The 21351-nt window shown below is 72.7% G+C and carries 19 protein-coding genes; 10 read left to right on the top strand and 9 right to left on the bottom strand.

Annotated features, from left to right (window positions below):
- Positions 1–12: 12 nt before the first annotated feature.
- The gene (locus tag J2S43_RS10875; protein WP_306828756.1) at positions 13–864 is read right to left on the bottom strand and encodes an alpha/beta fold hydrolase; all 852 of its coding nucleotides are present in this window, start codon (positions 862–864) and stop codon (positions 13–15) included.
- A gap of 72 nt (positions 865–936) precedes the next feature.
- On the opposite strand from J2S43_RS10875, the gene J2S43_RS10870 reads away from it, so the two are divergent.
- Positions 937–2034 (top strand): FAD-dependent oxidoreductase, encoded by a 1098-nt coding sequence (locus tag J2S43_RS10870; protein ID WP_370881614.1) that lies wholly within the window; start codon positions 937–939, stop codon positions 2032–2034.
- Between the two features lie 202 nt (positions 2035–2236).
- Here J2S43_RS10870 and J2S43_RS10865 read toward each other — a convergent pair whose 3' ends face one another.
- Together J2S43_RS10865 and J2S43_RS10860 are read right to left on the bottom strand one after the other, a co-directional pair.
- Positions 2237–4120, bottom strand: coding sequence for a bifunctional copper resistance protein CopD/cytochrome c oxidase assembly protein (locus J2S43_RS10865; RefSeq protein ID WP_306828753.1), 1884 nt, complete (start codon positions 4118–4120; stop codon positions 2237–2239).
- 62 nt (positions 4121–4182) lie between these two features.
- The gene (locus tag J2S43_RS10860) at positions 4183–5589 is read right to left on the bottom strand and encodes a hypothetical protein (protein WP_306828752.1); all 1407 of its coding nucleotides are present in this window, start codon (positions 5587–5589) and stop codon (positions 4183–4185) included.
- Positions 5590–5799: 210 nt separating this feature from the next.
- Between J2S43_RS10860 and J2S43_RS10855 the strand changes: the two genes are divergently transcribed.
- The 3 genes from J2S43_RS10855 to J2S43_RS10845 are packed head-to-tail and all read left to right on the top strand — an operon-like array spanning position 5800 to position 8788.
- Positions 5800–6318: a PadR family transcriptional regulator gene (locus J2S43_RS10855; RefSeq protein WP_306828751.1), complete on the top strand. Its 519-nt coding sequence runs from the start codon at positions 5800–5802 to the stop codon at positions 6316–6318.
- The gene (locus tag J2S43_RS10850; protein WP_306828749.1) at positions 6285–7004 is read left to right on the top strand and encodes an ABC transporter ATP-binding protein; all 720 of its coding nucleotides are present in this window, start codon (positions 6285–6287) and stop codon (positions 7002–7004) included. The genes J2S43_RS10855 and J2S43_RS10850 overlap by 34 nt, the downstream gene beginning before the upstream one ends.
- Positions 7004–8788, top strand: coding sequence for an FtsX-like permease family protein (locus tag J2S43_RS10845; protein WP_306828748.1), 1785 nt, complete (start codon positions 7004–7006; stop codon positions 8786–8788). Before J2S43_RS10850 ends, J2S43_RS10845 begins: the two co-directional genes overlap by 1 nt.
- A gap of 87 nt (positions 8789–8875) precedes the next feature.
- On the opposite strand, the gene J2S43_RS10840 is transcribed toward J2S43_RS10845, so the two are convergent.
- Positions 8876–10501 carry a ricin-type beta-trefoil lectin domain protein gene (locus tag J2S43_RS10840; protein ID WP_306828747.1) on the bottom strand — a complete coding sequence of 542 codons (1626 nt, stop codon included), beginning with the start codon at positions 10499–10501 and terminating at the stop codon, positions 8876–8878.
- Positions 10502–10698: 197 nt separating this feature from the next.
- On the opposite strand from J2S43_RS10840, the gene J2S43_RS10835 reads away from it, so the two are divergent.
- Positions 10699–12075: a S8 family serine peptidase gene (locus J2S43_RS10835; RefSeq protein ID WP_306828746.1), complete on the top strand. Its 1377-nt coding sequence runs from the start codon at positions 10699–10701 to the stop codon at positions 12073–12075.
- Positions 12076–12147: 72 nt separating this feature from the next.
- Positions 12148–12279, top strand: coding sequence for a hypothetical protein (locus J2S43_RS10830; RefSeq protein WP_306828745.1), 132 nt, complete (start codon positions 12148–12150; stop codon positions 12277–12279).
- A gap of 36 nt (positions 12280–12315) precedes the next feature.
- Here J2S43_RS10830 and J2S43_RS10825 read toward each other — a convergent pair whose 3' ends face one another.
- From J2S43_RS10825 to J2S43_RS10815, 3 genes are read right to left on the bottom strand one after another with little or no spacing between them, the layout of a single operon-like run.
- Complete coding sequence (locus J2S43_RS10825) at positions 12316–13605, bottom strand: MFS transporter (protein WP_306828744.1); 1290 nt, start codon at positions 13603–13605, stop codon at positions 12316–12318.
- Positions 13602–14144 carry an ArsR/SmtB family transcription factor gene (locus J2S43_RS10820; protein ID WP_306828741.1) on the bottom strand — a complete coding sequence of 181 codons (543 nt, stop codon included), beginning with the start codon at positions 14142–14144 and terminating at the stop codon, positions 13602–13604. Before J2S43_RS10820 ends, J2S43_RS10825 begins: the two co-directional genes overlap by 4 nt.
- Positions 14145–14186: 42 nt before the next feature.
- On the bottom strand, positions 14187–15017 hold the full coding sequence (locus tag J2S43_RS10815) for a CPBP family intramembrane glutamic endopeptidase (protein ID WP_306828740.1): 831 nt from the start codon (positions 15015–15017) through the stop codon (positions 14187–14189).
- A 1246-nt stretch (positions 15018–16263) separates the two neighbouring features.
- Between J2S43_RS10815 and J2S43_RS10810 the strand changes: the two genes are divergently transcribed.
- A complete protein-coding gene (locus tag J2S43_RS10810; RefSeq protein ID WP_306828739.1) occupies positions 16264–17196 on the top strand; it encodes an enoyl-CoA hydratase/isomerase family protein in 933 nt (310 codons plus the stop codon).
- Here J2S43_RS10810 and J2S43_RS10805 read toward each other — a convergent pair.
- Positions 17129–17659: a GNAT family N-acetyltransferase gene (locus J2S43_RS10805; protein WP_306828738.1), complete on the bottom strand. Its 531-nt coding sequence runs from the start codon at positions 17657–17659 to the stop codon at positions 17129–17131. The two genes, J2S43_RS10810 and J2S43_RS10805, sit on opposite strands and share 68 nt — an antisense overlap.
- A 79-nt stretch (positions 17660–17738) precedes the next feature.
- Here J2S43_RS10805 and J2S43_RS10800 point away from each other — a divergent pair, with 79 nt between their 5' ends.
- A complete protein-coding gene (locus tag J2S43_RS10800) occupies positions 17739–18314 on the top strand; it encodes an AAA family ATPase (RefSeq protein WP_306828737.1) in 576 nt (191 codons plus the stop codon).
- 16 nt (positions 18315–18330) lie between these two features.
- Entirely contained in the window at positions 18331–18774 is a 444-nt protein-coding gene (locus tag J2S43_RS10795) for a permease-like cell division protein FtsX (protein WP_306828736.1), read from the top strand.
- Positions 18775–18805: 31 nt separating this feature from the next.
- Here J2S43_RS10795 and J2S43_RS10790 read toward each other — a convergent pair whose 3' ends face one another.
- A complete protein-coding gene (locus J2S43_RS10790; protein WP_306828734.1) occupies positions 18806–20032 on the bottom strand; it encodes a putative hexosyltransferase in 1227 nt (408 codons plus the stop codon).
- Between the two features lie 278 nt (positions 20033–20310).
- Here J2S43_RS10790 and J2S43_RS10785 point away from each other — a divergent pair, with 278 nt between their 5' ends.
- Positions 20311–21327 (top strand): glycosyltransferase family 2 protein, encoded by a 1017-nt coding sequence (locus J2S43_RS10785; RefSeq protein ID WP_306828733.1) that lies wholly within the window; start codon positions 20311–20313, stop codon positions 21325–21327.
- Positions 21328–21351 lie beyond the last annotated feature (24 nt).

Raw genomic sequence — 21351 nt, 5'->3', positions numbered from 1 at the left:
GCCGGCCGCGGGTCAGGAGCGCAGCAGCCAGGTGACCGCCTCGAGGAACGCCTCCGGCTCCTCGATCTGCGCGAAATGGCCGCTGCGCTCCATGATCACCAGCCGGGAGCCGGGGATGCCGGCGTGCAGCGCCTCGGACCAGACCGGCGGGCAGATGAAGTCGTGCCGGCCGGTCAGCACCACGGTCCGGGCGGTGATCGACGGCAGGTCCGGACGGTAGTCGAAGGTCCGGCCGGACAGCGTGACCACCCACGCGCGGATGCTCTCCTGGACCGGTGCGAACTCGGCGCGACGGCCCCAGAAGTCGGCGAAGTAGATCGGCAGCGCGGCGGCGAGGTGACGGGTCTTGTCCTCGTCCGTCTCCACGGTGTCGAACCCGTCGATGAAGTCGAGGACCGCGGCGGCCTCCGGCACGTCCGGATGCCGCCGCGGGTACGCCTTCTGGTTCGCCTCCGCCACCGCCCAGAACTCCGGCGCGGTGGTCGGCGCGGTGCTGTACAGCGCGAGCCCCGCGGTCCGGTCCGGGTACCGGAGCGCGAATCGCTGCGCCACGAACCCGCCGTGCGAGTGCCCGAGGATGTGCACCCGGTCCACGTCCAGGTGCTCGACCAGCGCGTGCACGAAGTCGACGTAGGTGTCCACATAGGTCGCACCGTCCGGCAGCGGCCCGGACCCGCCGGTGCCGGCCGGCTCCAGGTAGACCATCGTGAAGTGCTCCTCCAGCCGCGCGGACCGCAGGTAGGAGTACTCGACGCCGGGGCCGCCCGAGTGCGCGACCATCACCGGCCCGGCCCCGGCGACGTGATAGACCAGCAGCGTGCCACCGGCGATGAGGTGATGCGTGCCCGGGCTGAGGTTGCTCATGGCGGGTCAGCGTAGGACCGCCCTGTTGACGATCAGTGAAGCCCGTCCACTGAGCACCGTGGGACCGGTCTCGTGACCCGGCCGGCGCGGCATCCCGGCACACGGGACCGCCGTATCCCGTGTGCCCAGCTCCGGCTGCGCCACCGGGACTGGACGTGCCTGACCGCCTGCGACAAGCCGGGTGCGGGCCCGCAAGGGGTCCGCACCCGGCACTATGATCGATTGGTGGCACGCATAGCGGTGATCGGCGCCGGGGTGATCGGGCTGTCGATCGCACACGAGTTGGCCGGGGCAGGGCATAACGTGACCGTGCTGGCGGACCGGGACCACACGGGCGCGGTCTCGTCCGTCGCGGCCGCGATCTGGTTCCCGCACGCGGTCGACGCGGTGCCGCGCGTGCTGGAGTCCGCCCAGCTGACGCGGGAACGCCTGTCCGCGCTGGCCGCGCGCCCGGAGACCGGTGTCCGGCTGCGCACCGGCACGGTCCTCACCCGGCGCCCCGACCCGGATCTGTCCTGGACCTCGGCCGTGCCGGTGCACCGGGCCGCGACGCCGGACGAGCTGCCACCGGGCGCGGCCGGGGTGACGTGCGAGCTGCCGGTCGCGGTCACGAACGTCTACCTGGCCTGGCTGCGCGCCGCCGTGGAGGCCAGGGGCGTGACGTTCCGGGCCGCCGAACTGACGACCCCGGACGTGGCGGGACGAGACGCGGACGTGGTCGTGGTCGCGGCCGGTCTGCGGTCCGGTGCGCTGCTCGGCGGCGACGACGAGGTGTTCCCGATCCGGGGGCAGGTCGTCCGGCTCGCCAACCCGGGCCTGACCCGCTGGCTGCTCGACGACGAGAATCCGGGCGGCCTCACCTACGTGGTTCCGCGCGACGGCGACGTGGTCTGCGGCGGCACCGGCGACGTCGGTTCCTGGGACGAGACCGCCGACCCGGCCGTGGAGCGGGCGATCCTGGAACGCGCGATCGCTCTGGTCCCGGCGCTGGCCGGCGCCCCGATCGTCTCCCGCGCGGTCGGCCTGCGCCCGGCCCGCACCTCCGTGCGCCTGGAGACCGTCAGCGGGTACCCGACGCCGGTCATCGCCGCCTACGGCCACGGCGGCTCGGGCTTCACGCTCTCCTGGGGCGAGGCGGCCCGGGTCCGCGCCCTCGTCGACGCGCTCTGACGAAGGTTCGCCGGACCGGCCCCGTGATCGGGGCGTCCCCGATGCCGCTCCAACGACATGGGGACGCCCCGATCACGAACGCGGCGCTGGCCGGGCTGGACTCAGCCGCCCACGGATCCGGCAGGGAGGAGCGCCAGCGACGACCGGTGCCCGCGGGAGCACTCGGAGAGGGGGCACGCCGGAAGCGGGAAAATGGGTTCGGTCATCGGGGTTCGGCTTCTCGGCCGGCGGCGGCGAGGAACTCGTTGTAGGCCTCGTGCGCCTCGTCGCCGTTGCGGTCGATCCGGCGCTGTTCGCGCTCGTCCGCGCGGATCCACTGGCGGACCAGCACGATCATCACGAGCGCGGCCGGGATCTCGCCGAACGCCCACGCGATCGAGGCGCCGAGGCGCTGGTCGGCGAGCAGCGGCGCGGCCCACGGCGGGTGGACCGCGAGGTACCACTCGGGCGCGATCAGCGTGGTGCTCTGCAGCAGCGTCAGGCCGAAGAACGCGTGCAGCACCATGGACGCGAAGTGGACCAGCACCAGGATCGGCGGCGGCACCCGGCGACGGCCCGGATCCACCCCGATCAACACCCAGAAGAGCAGAGATCCGGCGAGTACGAAGTGGGCGAGCATCGCCAGGTGTCCGAGGTGATGGCGCATCAGCCAGCCGAGCAGCCCGCCGAAGTAGAGGCCGTACAGGCTGACGCCGTAGATCGCGAGCGCCACCAGCGGATGGGTGAGCATCCGGCCGGCGCGGCTGTGCAGCGCGATCAGCAGCCACTCGCGGGTGGCCGGCCCGAGCGTGCGGAGCGCGAGCGTGACCGGCGCGCCGAGGACCAGCAGGATGGGTACGGCCATCGACAGCAGCATGTGCTGGACCATGTGCACGCTGAACAGCACGTATGAGTAGCGGCTGATCCCCAGGCTGGTCACGGCCGCGAGCAGCAGCAGGCCGGCGGTCCAGGAGATCGTGCGGGTGACCGGCCAGCGCGCGCCCAGCCGCCGCACACCGATCAGGTAGGCGCCGATCCCGGCCGCCACGACCGTGAGGAACAGCAGGTCCGGCAGCGGGTCGCCGAGCAGGCTCGCGGCGCTGATCGGGCCCGGCATCCCGAAGCCGATCGTCTCCACGATCGGGTCGTCGCTGATCGTGTCGTCCGGGATCGGGGCGGGGCTGCGGGACAGCGCGGCCGCCAGCCCGAACGCGGCGCCGAACAGCACGAACTCCCCCGCGGCCAGCCGGGCGAACGCGTGTCGTTCGAGCGCGGCCCGGCGGTGCGCCGCGCCGAGGAGTCCCAGGCCGATCAGGGCCAGGACCTTCCACGCGAGCAGCGCGCCGTACGCGGTCCGCCAGTCCCCGCCGAGCCGCACCGCCCCGTTGATCACGCCGCTGACCGCGACCGCGACGAAACAGCCGAGCGCGAGCGTGCTGTAGCGGGCCACGGCCTCCGGCAGCACCCTGGCCCGCCGGATGGTCAGCAGCGCGATCAGCCCGCCGGCCCACAGCACCGCGCCGAGCACGTGCATGGCCAGGCTGGTGGTGGCGATCTGGTGGTTGCCTGCCCCGGCCGCGTGCCCGGTGAACGCGGGCGGCAGCACCGCGACCACGGCGATCACCGCGGCCCAGGCGGCCGTGTACCGGGACAGCGCGACCTGGCCCAGCACCGCGACGGCCGCGGCCAGCACGGCCTGCACCAGCAGCGACTGCCCCTGCGAGATCGACCACGCGAAGCTGGCCACGGCCGGTGGCGGCAGCAGCGCGACCGGCGCGCCGAGCACGTCGGAGAGCGTGAGCACGATCAGCGCGAGCGCGGTCAGGCTCCACAGCGCGGCGGTCCACCGGGCCCGCCGCACCATCCGGAACGCGGTCGCGGACATCGTGCGCCCGTCGCCGGGCAGCAGGAACGCGCCGGTCACGGCCAGGCCGACGGTCACGGTGGCGAGCGCGTCGGACAGCAGCCGCAGCACCGGCAGGCCCCAGACCGTGACCGGGCCGGGCTGGGCCAGCCCGGCGATCTCCGTCGTGTCCGCGCCGCCGCCCAGCCACAGCGCCAGCACGAGCACGGTCACCGCGACGCCGGCCGCCGCGTATCCGCTCACAGTCACCGTTGGTGGTCGGCGCGGACGGCCCGCCGGTTCCCGGGTGATCTGTGACGGCGGGCTCAGCCCATCGGCTGCACGCGGGCGATCGTGATGCCGGTGTTCCCGGTGCCCGCGGCGGGGTAGGCGGCGCTTCCGTCCTGGTACGCCTTGAAGGCCTGGTAGTCGTGGTCCTGCACGCCGATGGTGAACTGCGCGCCGGTCGCGGCGCCGGTGCCGGAGTCGTAGGCCTGCGCGGCCATGCCGGAGCCGGACGCCCAGGTGAGCAGCATGCGGCCGGCGCCGTAGCCGACCAGGTGCGGATGCTGCGACGACGCGCCCGTGGTGATCGTGGTGTCCGACGCGCCGGTGGTGAAGTGTTCCAGCCGCACCCTGTTCCCCTGGCTCCACGCGGTCCAGTAGCCGGTGGACCGCGCCAGCACCAGGTCGCCGCCGAAGAGCGTGCCGTCACACGTGCCGGCGGCGACGGTGCGATAGGGATTCGGCTGCGCTATCCGGCAGCCATTGTCGGTGGCACAGACCGTGACGAACTTCTTCGCGCGCGGGTCGTAGACGATGCGCGAGGTCCACGCGTGACTGCACCCCACCTCGAATGCATCTCCGTGCCCACCGACCAGCGCGCCGGACGAATTCACCACCTGCATCCGGTCGCCCTCGTGAATGTCGACGCAGGCGCCGTTCTTCACCGTGATCGCGACGCCGAAGTACGCCGCGGTGTTCACGCCGTCGGTCGCGAGCCGGCCGTGGTGCTGGTACCACCAGATGAACCGGGCGCCGTCGTCGTATCCGCCGCGGGTGTCGCTCAGATTGGTGACCTGACGTTCCCAGACCTGCTGGCCGGCGGCGTCGAAACGGATCATGACCATGGTCCGGCACGGGCTGGACTCGCCGCCGCAGAGCGGCGTGTCACCGCACTCGCCGGCCCGGGTCAGCAGCAGCACGCCGCCGTTCGCGTCCGCCTGCACGTCCTGCAGGTCGACGCCGGTGAAGCTGACCGGCGTGCCCACCAGCTTGTCGTCACATCCGAGTTTGCCCAGGTGGACTGTGCCGGTCGTGCCGAGCCAGGCCAGCCAGGACTCGCCGGACGGGGTGGCCGCGATCGCCGTCGGCAGCGGGTCGGTGTCGCCCTCGTTGCCGTAACCGGCGACCGCGGCGGGCAGCACGACCCGGGTGAGTTCGACGACCGGGCCGTCGCCGACCGGCCGCGCGCAGTCGCCGGAGGTGGCGGCCGCGGTCTTCGACGGGGACGGTGACGCGGACGCGCTCGGCGACGGCGAGGCGCTCGGTGACTGCGACGGTGACGGCGCCGTGGACACCTCGGCGACCGGCGCGACCGGGACCTCCGCCGCGGCCGGGTCGACGTCCGGCGAGCCGGTCAGGGTCAGCGCCGCCGCGGTCGCGACCGTGGTCACGACCGCGAGAACGGCCGCGGTGACGACCGCGATCCGGCGCCCTTTCGTCAGCCTCACGCGATGCCGATGGGCCGGCGGCGGGACGTCAGTCATGTTCGTTTCCGTCCTTGCATTAACTTGTCTTTAGGGGCGGATTAAATCGCGCTTATAAAAGCCTTTTAAAATGGCGGTCAGACCATTTCTTCGAGCGGACTCTACCCCATTGCGCATGACGTGGGAGCGCACCCACGCTTGACATGGCCCTAGATAACCGTTATCCATATCGCCGTGCAGGACGTCGTGCTGGCCATGCTGGCCAAGGAACCCGCTCATGGGTACGAGTTGCGGGCGCGGCTGCGTGACGCGCTCGGCCCGCTCGGCGAGTCGATGAACGCGGGCCAGATCTACGTGACGCTCGGCCGGCTGACCAGGGCCGGGCTGGTCGTCGCGGAGCACGACCCGGGCCTTGCGGACCGCCCCGACCGCCGCGTGCACCGCCTGACCCCGGCCGGCCAGCAGCGCGTCGCCGCCTGGCTGTCCGAGGTGACCTGGCCGCGGCCGGACATCACCGAGTTCCACCTCAAACTCGTCGCCGCCGCGGCCGCCCGGCTCGCCGACCCGGTCGACCTGGTCGACGCGCAGCGGCGCGAGGTGCTGCGCCGCATCCGCGACGCCCAGCGCGCCGCGCTCGCCCCGGAGCTGGACGACGTCGCGTCGCTGCTGCTGGAGGGCGTGGTGCTGCGGCTGCGGGCCGATTTGGAGTGGCTGGAGGCGTGCGAACGCACGTGGACCGGACGGAGATCATGATGCTGCGCACCCGCGCACTGACCAAGCGGTACGGCTGGAACGACTCGCTGGTGCGCGCGGTCGACGAGGTCGACCTGGACGTGCCGGCCGGCCAATCCCTGGCGATCATGGGGCCGAGCGGCTGCGGCAAGTCCACGCTGCTGCACCTGCTCGGCGGCCTGCAACGCCCGACCGGCGGCGAGCTGTGGGTGGCCGGGCAGCGCATCGACCGGATGAGCGAGCGCGCGCTCGCGAAACTGCGCCGCCACCACATCGGACTGATCTTCCAGTCCTTCCACCTAATGGACGAGCTGACCGCGGTGGAGAACGTCGAGATGGCCGCGCTACTGGCCGGCACCGCACCCCGCGCCGCCCGCCGCCGCGCGCTGGACCTGCTCGACCGCGTCGGGCTCGCCGACCGCGCCGGCCACCTGCCGTCCGCGCTCTCCGGCGGCCAGCGCCAGCGCGTCGCGATCGCCCGCGCGCTCAGCAACGCGCCGCAGATCGTGCTCGCGGACGAGCCCACCGGCAACCTGGACAGCGCGGCCACCCGCGAGGTGCTGCGGCTGTTCGAGGAGCTGCGCACGGCCGGCCAGACGCTGGTCGTGGTCACCCACGACGCGCGTATCGCCGCGGTCGCGGACCGGATCATCTCGATGCGGGACGGCGCGTTCGCGGACGACAGCATGCTGGCCGGGGCGCGCTGATGCGGATGGTCCTCTGGCTGCTGCGCCGTGACCTGCGCCGGCGCAGGGCGGAGACCGTGCTGCTGGTCGTCGCGATCACGGCCGCGACCGCGACGCTGACGCTCGGGCTCACGCTCAACGAGCTGGCCTCCCGGCCGTACGAGCGGACCCGCGCGGCCACCGCCGGGCCGGACCTGGTGATCGAGCCGGGCGCCACCGGGCCGGAGGCGCTGGACGCGCTGGCGGCGATCGCGGCCCGGCCCGGCGTGACCGGCACCTCCGGGCCGTACCCGCTGCTGTTCCTGGATCTTGATTTTGGTGCGCTGTCCTCCCGCGTCGTGGTGCAGGGACGCGACGAGGCCGCGGTCACGATCGACCAGCCGGCCGTGACCGAGGGCGGCTGGGTGCGGCCCGGCGGCGCGGTGGTGGAGCGGGCGTTCGCGGACGCGTTCGGCATGCGGACCGGCGACACCGTGACCGTCAACGGCCGTGCGCTGCGCGTGGAGGGCCTCGCGGTGACGGCCGCCCGCGCACCGTTCCCGAACGTGAACTGGCACCTGCCGAGCACGCTCGACGTCTGGAAGGGCGGCGCGATCTGGGTGCACCGCGACGACATCCCGGCGCTGGCCGGCACCCAGCCGATCTCCTACAACCTGAACGTGACGATCGCGGACCCGGCGCAGGCCCCGTTGTTCACCCGCCTGCCCTCCGGCGAGAAGGACACGACGTTCCGGGGCTGGCACGTCCGGCGCTGGCAGGACTTCGCCGACACCACCGGCCGCCGCTACGGCGCGCTGTACGAGACGCTGCTGATCGGCAGCTGGCTGCTCACCGGCCTGGCGGTCACCGGCGTGGCCGGCATCGTCGGCGGACGCGTGATCGCCCAGCGCCGCCGGGTCGGCCTGCTCAAGGCGGTCGGCGCCGGGCCGGGCCTGATCGCCGCCGTCCACCTGACCGAATACCTGTTGATCGGGCTGGTCGCGGCCGGGGCCGGGCTGGCCGCCGGCTGGCTCGCCGCGCCGGTCCTGTTCCGCCCGAGCGTCGGTCTGATGGGCACGATCGGCACCGCGCCACCACCGGCCGGGCTGGTGTGGCCGGTGGTCGCGCTCGCGCTGGCCATCGCGGTGGCCGCCACGCTCGGCCAGGTGCTGCGCGCCGCCGGCACCGACACTGTCCACGCGCTCGCCGACGCCGCCACACCGCCCAGCCGCAGCCGGCTCCTGATCGGACTGTCCCGCCGGTTGCCGGTCGCGCTGCTGCTCGGCGTGCGGATCAACGCCCGCCGCGCGCGCCGCGCCCGGCTCACCACGGTCAACACGCTGATCACCATGACCGCGCTCGCGGCCGTGCTCACCGGCGCGGTGCAGGCACCCGGCACCGAGGACCTGGGCGGCACGGTCATCCCGGACGTGGGCGGTGACCGCCTGCGGGCCGCCACGGTGCTGCTGATCGTCCTGGTGTGCGGGCTCGCGCTGCTCAACACGGCCGTCACCACCGCGACGGCCGCGCTCGACGCCCGGCAGCCGCTGGCGGTCGCCCGCTCGCTCGGCGCGACACCGGCCCAGGCCGGCCTCGGGCTGGCGGTCTCGCAGGTGCTTCCGGCGCTGCCGGGCGTGGCGGGCGGCGCGCTGTTCGGCGTCGCGCTCCAACGCTTCTTCCACGAGACGTACGGGCCGGAACCGTACGCCCCGGCGTGGTGGCTGGTGGCGGCCGCGACCGTGGTGCTGCTGGTCGTGGCCGCGCTCACCGCCGTGCCCGCGGTGGCCACCGCCCGGCGGCCGGTCGCGGACGCGCTGCGTCACTGACCTTCGCAATCGGAGTGAGCCGTGATCCAGGCGTCATCGCAGTCGTTCTAACGACTGCGATGACGCCTGGATCACCACCGCATGTGATCAGCTGGCCCACCATTTCTGGTTCGTCTCGCCCTCGCAGGTCCACAGTTGCAGCGCGGCGCCGTTCGCGTCGTTCCAGTCGACCACGTCGACGCACTTGCCGAGCGCCGTGTTGACCAGGTCGTGCGAGGCGTTGACCTTGAAGCGCTGCGCTTGGCCGCCGTTGCACCTCGCCAGCTGCACGCGCGTGCCGTCCGCGGTCTCGCCCCAGGCCAGGTCCATGCAGAAGCCCTTGTGCCGGATCGTGCCGTCCTCGAACGTGAACTTCTGCGACGCGCCGCCGGTGCACGTCCACAGCTGAAGCGCCACGCCGTCCGCACCCTTCGGCGCATCGATGCACTTGTCCGCGTACCCCTTGATCTGGTATTGGGTCGGGCTGTTGTTCGCGGGCGGCGGATTCGCGGCGGGCGGCGCGGCCGGCTCGTCGTCCTCCTGCTGCACCGGCGGCGGCGCGGCCACGTTCCCCACCGGCGACCGCGTCGTGACCGGACTCGGCGACGCCGTGGCGGTGGGGGTGGGCGTGGGCGTCACGGTGGCGGCCGGCGGCGGTGCCGCGGGCGTGCCGAGCCGGGTGTCCTTCGCGTAGTACGCGGTGTAGCCCAGCACCCGCTGCGCGAAGTCGCGCACGCTCGGCGAGTCCGGCACGCCCTCGGCCTGCCGGACCGCGGTCGGCCCCCACTGGAACGCGGCCAGCGCCACCGGGTACGGGTCCTCGGCCAGCCCGGACAGCTCCGCGGAGAGCGCGCACATCGTGCGGCCGAGCGTGAGGATCGCGACGGCCGGGTCCCACGGCGACTCACCGGCCTGGCCGTAACGGTTCCACACCACCGGCAGGAACTGGGCGATGCCCTGCGCGTCGTCCGGGCCGACCTTGTTGCGGTTGAACGCGGACGCGGCCATCAGCTGCGCCGCGATCCTCGGGCCGGAGACCACCGCGCACTCCTCGCCCGCGGCCTTGACCAGCTGCACGTACTCGTCCGGGACCGGGATCGGCGCCACGTCCGGGTCCTGCACCGGCGGGTCGGCCGGGTCGCCGGGGTCCTGGGTGGCGAAGTCGGGGCGGGCCGCGTACCACGCCGCGTACGACGCGACCTCGTTGACGTAGGCGGCGGAGTCGTCCGGCACGGCCGCGCGGGCCAGCACCGTCTCCACGCCGGAGCGGTGCGCGCCCAGCGCCAGCTCCCACAGCGCGCCGCCGACGTCCTCGTGCCGGATCCGGCCGACGGTGTCACACATCGAGTGGGCGAGCGCGAACACGTTCGCCTCCGGGTCGAGCCGCTTGGCGTCGACCCACGGCTTCCACTGCTCCCAGACCTCGTCGGTGAGCCCGGCCAGCCCGGACCCGCCGCGCTCGGTCGTCGCGTCCTGCCGGAACCCGGACTCCGCCATCAGCTGCCCGGCCAGCCGCGCCGGGGTCAGCGACGGGCAGGCGAGCGCGGCCTGCGCGATCATCGGCACCTGCGCGGACGGCACCGGCACGCCCTCCCGGACCGGGCCGGCCGTGGCGGTGCCGGCGATCGAGCCGGTCACCGCACCGGCGCCGATCAGCGCCAGCACGGACGCGATGCCGAGGGCGCGGCGGATCACCGGGCGGTGGGTCGCCTCGACGAGGGCCTGGACTCTCACGATCACTCCCAAACGGGTGTACGGCAGCGACGGCCCGGTCAGCGGCCGTCGTTCTAGGAACACAACGGGAACGACGGCTTCCGGTTCATTGAGGACGGCACAGCTTCCCACGGACACCACAAATCCGTGGTACGCGATGAACTGGCACACCGGAACCGCCGTTGTCGTCACCGGGACCACGGATCGGGAGGCTTTCGGTGGGGCGGTTGTCGCGGGTGTGGAGTGCCGCAGGTGCGCTGGTCGTGGCGGTGGCGGTGCTGCTGCCGGCCGGGCCCGGGCGCGCGGCGGCGCCGGACGAGTCGCGGTACCTGAAGTACTACGAGGTGCGCTCGCCGGAGAGCCTGTCCGCGCTCGCGGACCGGTTCCTCGACGACCCGGGACGCGCCGACGACATCTACCACCTGAACGCGGACCGGACCCAGCCGGACGGCGGCCGGGTCACCGGCGCCGGGCAGGAGCTGAAGGCCGGCTGGGTGCTGGTGCTGCCGTGGGACGCGACCGGCGACGGCATCCGCTACGGCGTGCTCCCCGGCTCCGGCGCCTCCCCGTCGCCGTCACCGGGGAAGCCGGGGCCCGGCTGCGCCGCGATCGCCTCGACCGGCGGCGGCTCGGACTGGGCGTACGTGACGCTCGCGCCGGACGAGGCGTGGGCGCGCGGTACCGGCGAGGGCGTGCTGGTCGGCGTGGTCGACTCCGGCGTGGACGGCGACCTGCCGGCGCTGGCCGGGCGGGTGCCGCAGGGAGCGGACGTCACGAACGGCACCAGCGGCGGTGACGTCGACTGCCTCGGCTCCGGCACCGGCATGGCCGCGATCATCGCGGCGCGCGCGGACGGCTCCGACGGCTCGATCAGCGGCGTGGCGCCGGGCGCGACCATCCTGCCGGTACGGGTCGTCGCCACCTCGGACGTCGCGGACCCCGCGGTCGCGGCGACCGGCATCCAGGTCGCGGTCTCGGCCGGCGCGACCGTGATCGCGCTCGGCTCCTACGTGGACGTGTCGGACGACGCGGTGGCGGCCGCGATCACGGACGCGATCGACCACGACGTGGTGATCGTCTGCCCGGCGCCGGCCGGCGACGAGGGCGCGGAGGCCGGTCCGCAACGGCCCGGCCTGCTCCGGGTCGGCGGCGTCGGCCCGGACGAGCAGCCGGCCGAGTCGTACCTGCCCGGCGGCGTGGACGTGACCGCACCCGGCATCGACGTGCGGACGTACGCGCCGGGTGGTGCCGGGCCACGCGCCGGGAGCGGCACGCAGTACGCGGTGGCGTTCGTGGCCGGGACCGCCGCGCTGGTCCGGGGCGCGCTGCCGGACCTGACCGCGGAGCAGGTCACCCGGCGGATCGGCAGCACCGCGAGCCCGGGCGCGCAGGCCCCGCGGGACGACGCCACCGGCTTCGGCATGGTCAACCCCCGCTCGGCCGTGATGGTCACGTTGGCCGGCGAGGCGACGCCGCTGAGCGCGGACGGCGCGCCGGCCGCGTACCGGACCGCGGTGCTCGCCGTCGTCCTGGTCGTGCTGGTCGCGGCGGTGTGGCTGCTGGTCTGGCGGGTCCGCCGGTTCATGACCGCGTAACCGCTCAGCTCGCCGGGCCGGGTGCCGATCGTCGCGGCGAAGCATCACCGCGGCGCGGGAAGGGAGCATCCCATGATCAAGCGTCTGACGGCCCTGGTCGTGATCGTGCCGCTGGTGGTGCTCGCCCTGATCTGGATCCACGCGAATCCGCCGAGCACCGGTGACGACTTCTCCAAGACGATCTGCGAGCTGCGCCGCTGCTGAGAGGCGCCGGCCGGCCGGCGCCTCTCGCCGCCGCCTTCACCCCGACTGGCCGCCGCCTCTCACCGCCGGGCTGGCCGTCGCCGCGACCGCGGTGGCCAGCATGATGCCGGTCAGCACCAGGACGGTGCCGCGCGCGCCGAGCCCGCTCAGCAGCAGGCCCCCGGTCAGCGACCCGACCGGCATCGAGCCCCAGGAGAGCGTCTTCGACGCGCTGGTCACCCGGCCCTGCAACTGGTTCGGCACCAGCAGCGCGAAGTAGCCGACGATGACCACGTTCCACAGCGGCCCGACGAACGCGGTCGCGGCGCCGATCACGCCCAGCCACAGCGGCTCGTCCGTGACCGCGAACAGCGGCAGCAGCGCGGCCCACACCCAGTTGACACCGATGATCACCGTCCGGGGTGTGAAGAACCGGTGCAGCCACCCGGCCGCGAACGCGCCGAGCATCCCGCCCCCGGAGTAGATCCCGAGCATCAGGCCGGTCTCCGCCGCGCTCGCGCCGCCGGCCTGCGCGCGGACCACGAGCACCAGGATGACCGCCTGGAAGACCAGATTGCTGGCCGTGACCAGCAGGATCGCGGCCCGGACCAGCGGGTGCCGCCAGATCCACCGCAGCCCGGTCAGCGCGGCACGCCACAGCGGCTCCGGCGGCTCAGCCGTCTCCTCCTGCAGATCGCGGCGCAGGAAGATCAGGGCGATCGAGGCGGCGGCGTACGACAGCACCTCGGTCACGAACGGCAGAGCGCGGTCGATCCCGAAGAGCAGGCCGCCGAGCGGGCCGCCGGCCAGCGCGGCGCCCCGGGTGCGTACCTCGTTGCGGGCGATCGCGGTGTGCAGCTGCGCCGGCGGCACGATCAGCGGCAGCGCCGCCGCCTCGGCCAGGCCGAAGAAGACGAAGCACAGCCCGTGCACGAACGCGACGACCGCGAGGTGCGCGACCGTGAGCGCACCCAGCCACAGCGCGATCGGCACGGTGGCCAGCACCAGGGCCGCGGTCACCTGGCTGACCAGCAGGATCCGGCGGCGGTTCCACCGGTCGACGAGCGGCCCGGCCGGCAGGTGACCGATCAGGTACGGCAGCGTGGCCGCGGCACCGACCAGGCCGGCGTCCGTGGGGGAACCGGTCAGCGCGAGGACCAGCAGCGGCATCGCGGTCGCACTGATCCGCGCCCCCGTCGTGGAGACGACCTGCCCGCTCCAGAGCAGCGCGAAGTCCCGATTCCGCCACAGCGGCGTCGCCGCTTTCTCAGCCTGCCCGCTCGGCGCGACCTGCCCGGTCTGCCCGGCCTGCCCGGTCTGCCCGGCCTTTCCGGTCGGCGCGGTCACGGCGTGGGGAACGCGTGGAACAGCACGGTGACGTGCCGGCGGCCGGGACCGGGCTCGCGATACCACCGCTTCAGGAACGCGATGTACTCCTCGCCGAACTCGGCCAGCTCCGCCGCGGTCAGCGAGGTGCCACCGAACGAGTGGTGGGCCGCGTCCGCGAACTCGCCGAACGCCTCCCGGTCCGCCAGGTAGGCCGCCAGGTCGGCGTCGGCGCGCTCGTGCCACTGCCGCCCGACCTCGGACGCGGCCGCCGCCACCTCGGGATCGGCCGCGCCCCTCGGCAGCCGCACGTCCTGCCGCACGGCCCGCCAGTACCGCCGGCGCCCGGCCGACCGCGCGGTGTCCTCCTCGAGGAACCCGAAGCGCTCCAGCTGGCGCAGGTGGTAACTGGCCGCGCCCCGGTCCACGCCGAACTCCGCGGCCAGGTCGGCGGAGGTGGCGGCGCCGTGCCGCTGGAGCCGGGTCAGCATCCGCTGCCGCAGCGGATGGGCGAGCGCCTTGAGCGTCTCGACGTCGGAGAGCGTGCGCGCGTCGGTCATGATTGAGAAGATATCTTTGCAAAGACTTCTTCTCAATCCCCGTCAGCTCAGGAACACCGGCAGCAACGGCAGCGCGTTGACCGCACCGTGCACCACCACCAGCGCACCGAACCGCCGATAGCGCGACCACAGATAGCCGGCGAACAGGCCGAAGAAGCCCTGGAACGCGATCATCGCGCCGAGCGACACCCACACGTGGCCATCACCCAGGTGGCTCGGAATGTGCATGGCCGCGAACAGCAGCGACGTCGCCACGATCGCCGGCCACCGCCCGGCCACCGCCTCCAGCCGGGTCTGCAGCGTGACCCGGTAGAACCACTCCTCCAGCACGCTCGCGGTCAGGAACGTGATGGTCATCGCGGCCACCAGGAAAACCCGGTCCATCTCCCGGTAGACGGCCAGATCCGACGGCACCCAGAACGCCAGCACGCCCCACCCGGCGATCGCCGGAACCACCCAGAACCACCGCGCGGGTACGGCCTGCGGCAGCTCGGCCCGCACCAGCCGGGTGACCAGCAGCGCGCCGCCGAGAAACAGAACCACCTTGACCACCGGGTACGCCGGCGACTGTCCACCCACGACCGCCACCAGCACCGGAAACGCCACCGCGATCCCTGCCAGCCACCACACCTGCCGCACGATCGCCGTCCGCGCACCGCCCTCCACCACCGGCATCCGCGGCAGCGACGGCGGCACCAGCCGAATCAGCGCCATCCCCACCAGCACCGGCACGACCGCGGTCCACAGTGGCCGCCCACCCGCCCCGTCGTCCGACGAGGTCACGATCTCGGTGTTCCCGGTCAGCACCAGCAGAAGCGGCGCCAACACGAACAGCGCACCACCCACAGCAGTCAGCACAACACGCGGAGCCATGATCAATATTGTGACGCCCCGCCGCCACCCTCCCGGCCCGATCCACACCCAACCCACCACCACGGACGAGCCCGGCACCCCGCGAACGATCAATGAGTGACACCTGAGGTAGATCAGCCAGCGAGTTCGATCGACCCACGTACCACTCACTGATCCACTCCGGCAAGCCCCCGGCACCCCGCAAGCCCCCGCACCCCGCAAGCCCGCACACCCCGCACGCCCCACGCACCCCGCACGCTTCGCAAGCCCGCACCCCCGCACACCCCGCAAGCCCGCACCCCGCGAGCCCGCACCCCGCAAGCCCGCACGCCCCACGCACCCCGCACGCCCCGCAAGCCCGCACCCCGCACGCCGCACGCCCCGCAAGCCCGCAGGCCCCGCAAGCCCGCACCCCGCACGCCCGCACCCCGCGCACGCCGCAAGCCCGCACGCCCCGCAAGCCCGCAGCCCGCGCACGCCGCAAGCCCGCGCACCCCGCACGCGCCGCAAGCCAGCGCACCCCGCACGCCCCGGCTAGCAAGCCGGACGCGCAAGCCTGACCATCGGACACCAGGCGCATTGTGCCGAAATATCGGCATATCTCGACCCAGCGTTGGCCTCCCTCCTCGCGCAACGCAGCCCATCCACCCTGAGTGATCAATCAGTGGAGCAAAAGATAGGTCAACAAGCGAATTCGATCTATCTTTTGCTCCACTGATTGATCACTCAGGCGCTCCGCTCGCCCGAGGAGCCACATAGGGCTACCAAACAGACCACGCGCGATTTATGATGATATTTCGGGCACGGAGTGCCCGCAGACCGCACCCCCGCACCGGCGCTGGCCGCCCGGCGGAACGCACCGCCGGAGCCGAGCACGTCGCCCGGCGGAGTGGCGGAACGGTGCCCGGCGGAGTGGCGGAACGGTGCCCGGCGGAGTGGCGGAACGGTGCCCGGATCCCCGCCTCCTGGAGTGCTGCGGTAGAGGCAGACCTGCCACTCACTGGTGGCACGCCCTGGGTAGGGGAGGTCGTGGGGGCAGCGTTGGTGGTAGACAAGCCGGACGATCAGGAGGGTGCGGGCGCCAGGCGCTCGACAACAGAGAACGCCGGCCGGGGGTGGGGTGAGTGGGCCGGGAGCGGAAGGGAGGAGCGCCAGCGACGACCGGGGCCCGCGGGAGCATGCCCGGAGTGGGCGGGCCGGGAGCGGGAAGATCTGGGGTTGAGGTTTCGTCGTTCGGGTGTTTATCGGGGGTGTGGATCATGTGGCGGTGACCATCAGGACCGCGCGGGACGGCCGCGTTCTCACCGTGCTGATCGACGAGCCGCCGCACAACTACATGGCACGGCCGCTGATCGAAGCGTTGCAGTCCGTGGTGCGGGAGGTGGAGCGCGATCCGGGGATCGGTGCGGTGGTGGTCGGGAGTGCGGTGCCGGGGCGGTACATCACGCACTGGGACATCGCGGAGCTGTCCGCGACCGCGGAGTCCGCGCCGCGGCTGCCGGTGGCCGGTGCGCGGGTGCTGCTGGGTGCGGTGCGGGCGCTGACCGCGCTCGGGGCCGGGCCGATACTGCGGAAGTCCCGGCTGGCCGGGGTGCACGGCATCGTGCGCTGGCACGATCTGGTGCTGCGGATCATGCGGTCGCCCGCGGTGTGGATCGCGGCGATCGACGGGCCGTGCGGCGGCGGTGGGCTGGAGATGTCGGTCTTCTTCGACCAGCGGATCGCGTCGGCGCGGTCGTCGTTCGTGGTGCCGGAGCTGACCATCGGGCTGACCACCACGCTCGGCGCGCAGCGGCTGACGCACCTGGTCGGGCCGGCGCGGGCGCTGCGCATGCTGCTGGACGGCGAGCCGTACACCGCGTCGGAAGCCCTTGATCTGGGTTTGATCGACAAGGTCTGCGCGGTCGGCGTGATGGCGGAGGCGCAGCGGCTCGCCGGGCGGTACGCGCGCCGGCCCCGGGTCCAGGTCGGACGGCAGAAGCAGCTGATCAACCGGGCTTATCAGGCGACCGCGCGGGCCACGCTGACCGGCGAGGGTGTCTCGCAGATCGCGGGCGTGCCGAGCGCGGCCACCCGGTCGGCGCTGCGCCGCTGGCTGGAGATGCGGCGGCCGGACGGGGAGAGCGTGTTCCTCACCGACATGCGCCCATGGGCGGACGGGACGGCGATCGATCTGAACCCACCGCCGCCGGAACGCTGAACCGGATGCGCGCGGTCAGCACGCCCGGCTCCTCGCGGAACCACTCCGCGCCGAGCCGGGAGAAGACCCGTTTGCCGCGCGCGTTGTCCGACTCGACCAGCGCCTCGATGCCGCAGGCGCCGGACGCGCGCGCCTCCCACACCAGGTAGGCGGCGGCCCGGGTGCCGAGCCCGCGTCCCTGCCACGAGTCCTCGATCAGCAGCCCGGCCTCCCAGAGCGTCTCCGGGCCGGCGCCGATCACGTTCACCAGCCCGACCGTGTGGTTCTGCACGGTGACCAGCGCGCTGAACCCGTACCGCGGGTCGTGCAGCGCCGCCCACTCCACCGCCCTGATCCGGTCCCGCTGCCCGTGGTAGCGGGCTCGCCGCGTCTCGGCCGAGCAGCGCGCGTGCATGTCGTTCACGGCGTCGAGATCGGACGCCACGGCCCGCCGGATCACCGCGAGGTCGCGAACATCGTCCATGCCCACACCGTCGCCGCGCGGACTGCTCACCCACCAGCCCGCCGCTGCTCACTCGCTGCCGCGCCGCTAGTGTCCGGTCGTGACCGACCACTCGACGCTGGTGTTGATCCGCGGCAATTCGGGCAGCGGAAAGTCGACTACGGCGCGCGAGGTCCGCCGGCGGTACGGCCGGGGCTGCGCGCTGCTGGAGCAGGACCAGCTGCGCCGCGTGGTGCTGCGCGAGCACGACAGCTCCCGCATCGACCCGGTCGCGCCCGCGTTCATCGCCGCGACCGCCCGGGCCGCGCTCGGCCTCGGATATCACGTGGTGCTGGAGGGCATCCTGCACACCGAGCGGTACGCGGCCGTGCTGCACGACCTGGTCGCGGAGCATCCCGGCCCGGCGCACGCGTACTACTTCGACCTGTCGTTCGAGGAGACGGTCCGCCGGCACCACACGCTCCCCTACCGGGTCGGCTTCACGCCGGAGGACATGCGCGGCTGGTACACGCCCCGGGACCTGCTCGGCCTGGCGGGCGAGCACCTCATCCCGGAGTCGGCCGGCCTGGAGGACGCCGTGACGCTGGTGCTGGAGACCAGCGGCCTCGGCGCCGCACCGCCGCGGACACCGTGCCCGACCCGCTGTCCGCACTGCGCGGACGCGGTCCAGCTGTGAACGCTAACCTCGGCGGGTGCGTACCCTCTCGATCGTCGCCGCGGCGCTCGCCGCCGTCCTGCTGCTGTCCGCCTGCTCGTCGTCCGCGGGCGGGGGTGGTGCGGTGCTCCGCGAGAACCCGGAGATGATCGTCTTCCTGGAGCCGGACATCACGGCCGGGCAGCGGGCCGAGGTCGAGGCGGCACTGCGCGCGCTGCCGGGAGTCAGCGAGGTCTCGCTGATCACGAAGGAGCAGGCCTACCAGGACATGACCGAGTTCCTGGAGAACCAGCCGAGCGCGGCGCCGATCAACAAGGACAACCTGTCGGAGAAGTTCACGGTCCGGACGACGGACCTGGAGGCCTACGCGGCGCTGCGCGACGGGGACACCTCGGCCACGCTGGCCGGGAAGGCCGGCGTGGACGAGGTCCTCTTCCAGTGCGTCACCGAGGCCGAGTGCCGCCAGGAACTCGGCAGCTGACCCGGAGGCACCGCATTGACCCGGCCCGGTGTCAGACGACCCAGTCGTTGTTCAGCAGGTGGATCAGCAGGACTCCCTGGAGCGGCAGCGAGATCAGCGTGTAGACCTGGAACGCGCTGAACCGCAGGCGGCCCAGCAGGATGAACGCCGCGAGCACCTCCATCACGTACCGGGGCGCGGACATGAGCGGCTCGTTGGTGACCGGGCCGGCCGGGAACGAGATCGCGAAGAGGAGCAGTCCGGTGCCGAGCAGCGGCAGGACCCACTGGTCCTGGCGCATCCGCCACGGGCCGGTGAAGCACAGCACCAGCAGCGCGATGACGAGCAGTACGGCCGCCAGGTCGAAGATGCTGTGCAGGGTGCGCCAGTCCACCAGCGGTTCGGTGACGATGAGCTGGACGGCCTCGACGATCCCGGTCCACGGCCAGTCGAGCTCGCGTCCCCACGGCTCCATGGCCACGCCGCTGAACCGGAGCGGGTCGTCGAAGCGCCACCACAGGTATCCCATGTAGGCGAGGAGGCCGGACGGCATCAGGCCGGCGGCGAGAACGTTCCAGCGCCAGCGGAAGCCGTACACCCGCAGGTACTCGTAGGCGAACGCGAGGCCGAGCAGCAGGCCGGCCGAGCGGGTCGCGGACGCCAGGCCGCCGAGCGCGCCGGCCAGCCACCAGTGACCGCGGCGGATCGCGTAGAGCGTGCCGATCATCAGCGCGATGAACAGCGAGACGTTGAATCCGATGCCGAGGTAGAACGCGACCGGCCAGATCGCCATCGCCCAGGACGTCCGCGCCGCCACGTCCCGTCCGAACTCCACTTCCGTGAAGCGGTACAACAGCACGTACATGGCGAACATGGCAATGCCCGCGACGACCACGCCGGCCGTCTTCGGGCCGCCCGGGGATATGACGTCCGTCACCCGGATCAGGAATGGATACAGCGGAAAGAATGCCGGATCGACCGGGTCGGTGGCATAGCCGCTTTCCGCGATCCGGGTGTATTTCGTCTGGTCGAAGCGCCACCATGCCTGCAATAGATCGGCGATGCTGACTGGATCCCCGACCTTGCGGTCGTACTGTTTGTAAATGGTGACGACCAGCCAGGCCACATAGGACGCGACCGAGATCACAGTGCCGGTGCGCAACGCGGGCCACCACGACCGGCCGGCGGCGGTCGACTCCACGTCCTGAGGCTCGGGCAACGGCTTGTCCGCGGGGACCCCGGCCCGGTCCGGGCTCGCGGTCAGGGATATGGAGGACACGGGGGGACATTCTTAAGGCAATTCCGAGCTGGCTGCAAGTTGTCTCGGATACGGTCACCGATCCTTCTCTCAGCGTGATCAACGCGGATCCCGGAAGCACAGTCCGATAACGTCCCCGAAACTCGCCGTGCAGCAGTTCGGGATTTCCGGTGCACGTTTGACAAACCGGACTATCCACCATGATCACCGCACATTGGATTTTGGTGAGGCCGTCGCCCCGAACCCATGTGAATGCCTTTATGATTCGGCGCGTTCTCACTCGAGGAAGGGTCCAACCGGTGCGTTCAGCCCCGACGCTCTCTGTCGTCGTTCCGATCTACAACGAGGAGGCGGTCCTCCCCTCCTTCGCAGAGCGGCTCCGCCCGGTGCTCGACGGGCTCGGTGAGTCCTACGAGGTGGTGGCGGTCGACGACGGCAGCCGCGACGCCACCCCGCTGATGCTGGCGGCGATGCGGCGGTCCTGGCCGCAGCTGCGGGTCATCCGGCTCGGCCGCAACTGCGGGCACCAGGGCGCGCTGACCGCGGGCCTGCACCGCGCCTACGGCGACTACGTGGCCAGCATCGACGCCGACCTGCAGGACCCGCCGGAGGTGCTGGCCGACATGCTGCGCCTGGCACAGACCGAGAGCCTCGACATCGTGTACGGCGTACGCACCGACCGGACCACCGACACGATCTTCAAGCGGTGGACCGCAGGGGCGTACTACCGGCTGATGCGCAGCGTGGTCGGCCGCAACGTGCCGTCCCAGGCCGGCGACTTCCGCCTGCTCAGCCGCGCCACCGTCGACGTGCTGCGCCAGCTCCCGGAGAACCGCCCGGTCTACCGCCTGCTGGTGCCGTGGACCGGCCTGCCCAGCGGCGAGGTCACCTATGTGCGGGAGAGGCGCGCGGCCGGCGAGTCGAAGTACCCGCTGTCCAAGATGATCCGGCTCGCGCTGGACAGCGTCACCGGCTTCACCGCGGCCCCGCTGCGGGTCGCCACCTGGCTCGGCCTGGCCGGCATGGCCACCTGCGTGCTGCTGGCGCTGTTCACGATCTTCGCGTACTTCAACCACAGCGCGGTGCCCGGCTGGGCGTCGTCGATGCTCATCACGGTATTCCTCGGCGCGCTGCAGCTGCTCTGCCTGGGCCTGCTCGGCGAGTACGTGGCCCGGATCTACGTCTCCGCGCAGGGCCGGCCGAACTACTTCGTCGGGTACGACTCGGCCTCCGAGGCCGAGATCGACGACCGCCCCGCGGCGCCGGTGATCGTGCCGCACCAGGCCGACCCGGACCGGATGGCGCCGACCGTCTGAGCCCGTGTGGCCCGGCCCGTCGCA

Source organism: Catenuloplanes nepalensis, from assembly GCF_030811575.1.
In the GTDB taxonomy this organism is placed as follows: Bacteria; Actinomycetota; Actinomycetes; order Mycobacteriales; family Micromonosporaceae; genus Catenuloplanes; species Catenuloplanes nepalensis.
Note: the sequence above shows the minus strand (reverse complement) of the source record. Positions and strands in the feature narration are given on the sequence as shown.

Excerpts from the sequence above, each read along its gene's own strand:
- J2S43_RS10875 (WP_306828756.1), bottom strand. The coding sequence starts at position 864 with ATGAGCAACCTCAGCCCGGGCACGCATCACCTCATCGCCGGTGGCACG.
- J2S43_RS10845 (WP_306828748.1), top strand. The coding sequence starts at position 7,004 with ATGCGGATGGTCCTCTGGCTGCTGCGCCGTGACCTGCGCCGGCGCAGG.
- J2S43_RS10830 (WP_306828745.1), top strand. The coding sequence starts at position 12,148 with ATGATCAAGCGTCTGACGGCCCTGGTCGTGATCGTGCCGCTGGTGGTG.
- J2S43_RS10820 (WP_306828741.1), bottom strand. The coding sequence starts at position 14,144 with ATGACCGACGCGCGCACGCTCTCCGACGTCGAGACGCTCAAGGCGCTC.
- J2S43_RS10815 (WP_306828740.1), bottom strand. The coding sequence starts at position 15,017 with ATGGCTCCGCGTGTTGTGCTGACTGCTGTGGGTGGTGCGCTGTTCGTG.
- J2S43_RS10805 (WP_306828738.1), bottom strand. The coding sequence starts at position 17,659 with ATGGACGATGTTCGCGACCTCGCGGTGATCCGGCGGGCCGTGGCGTCC.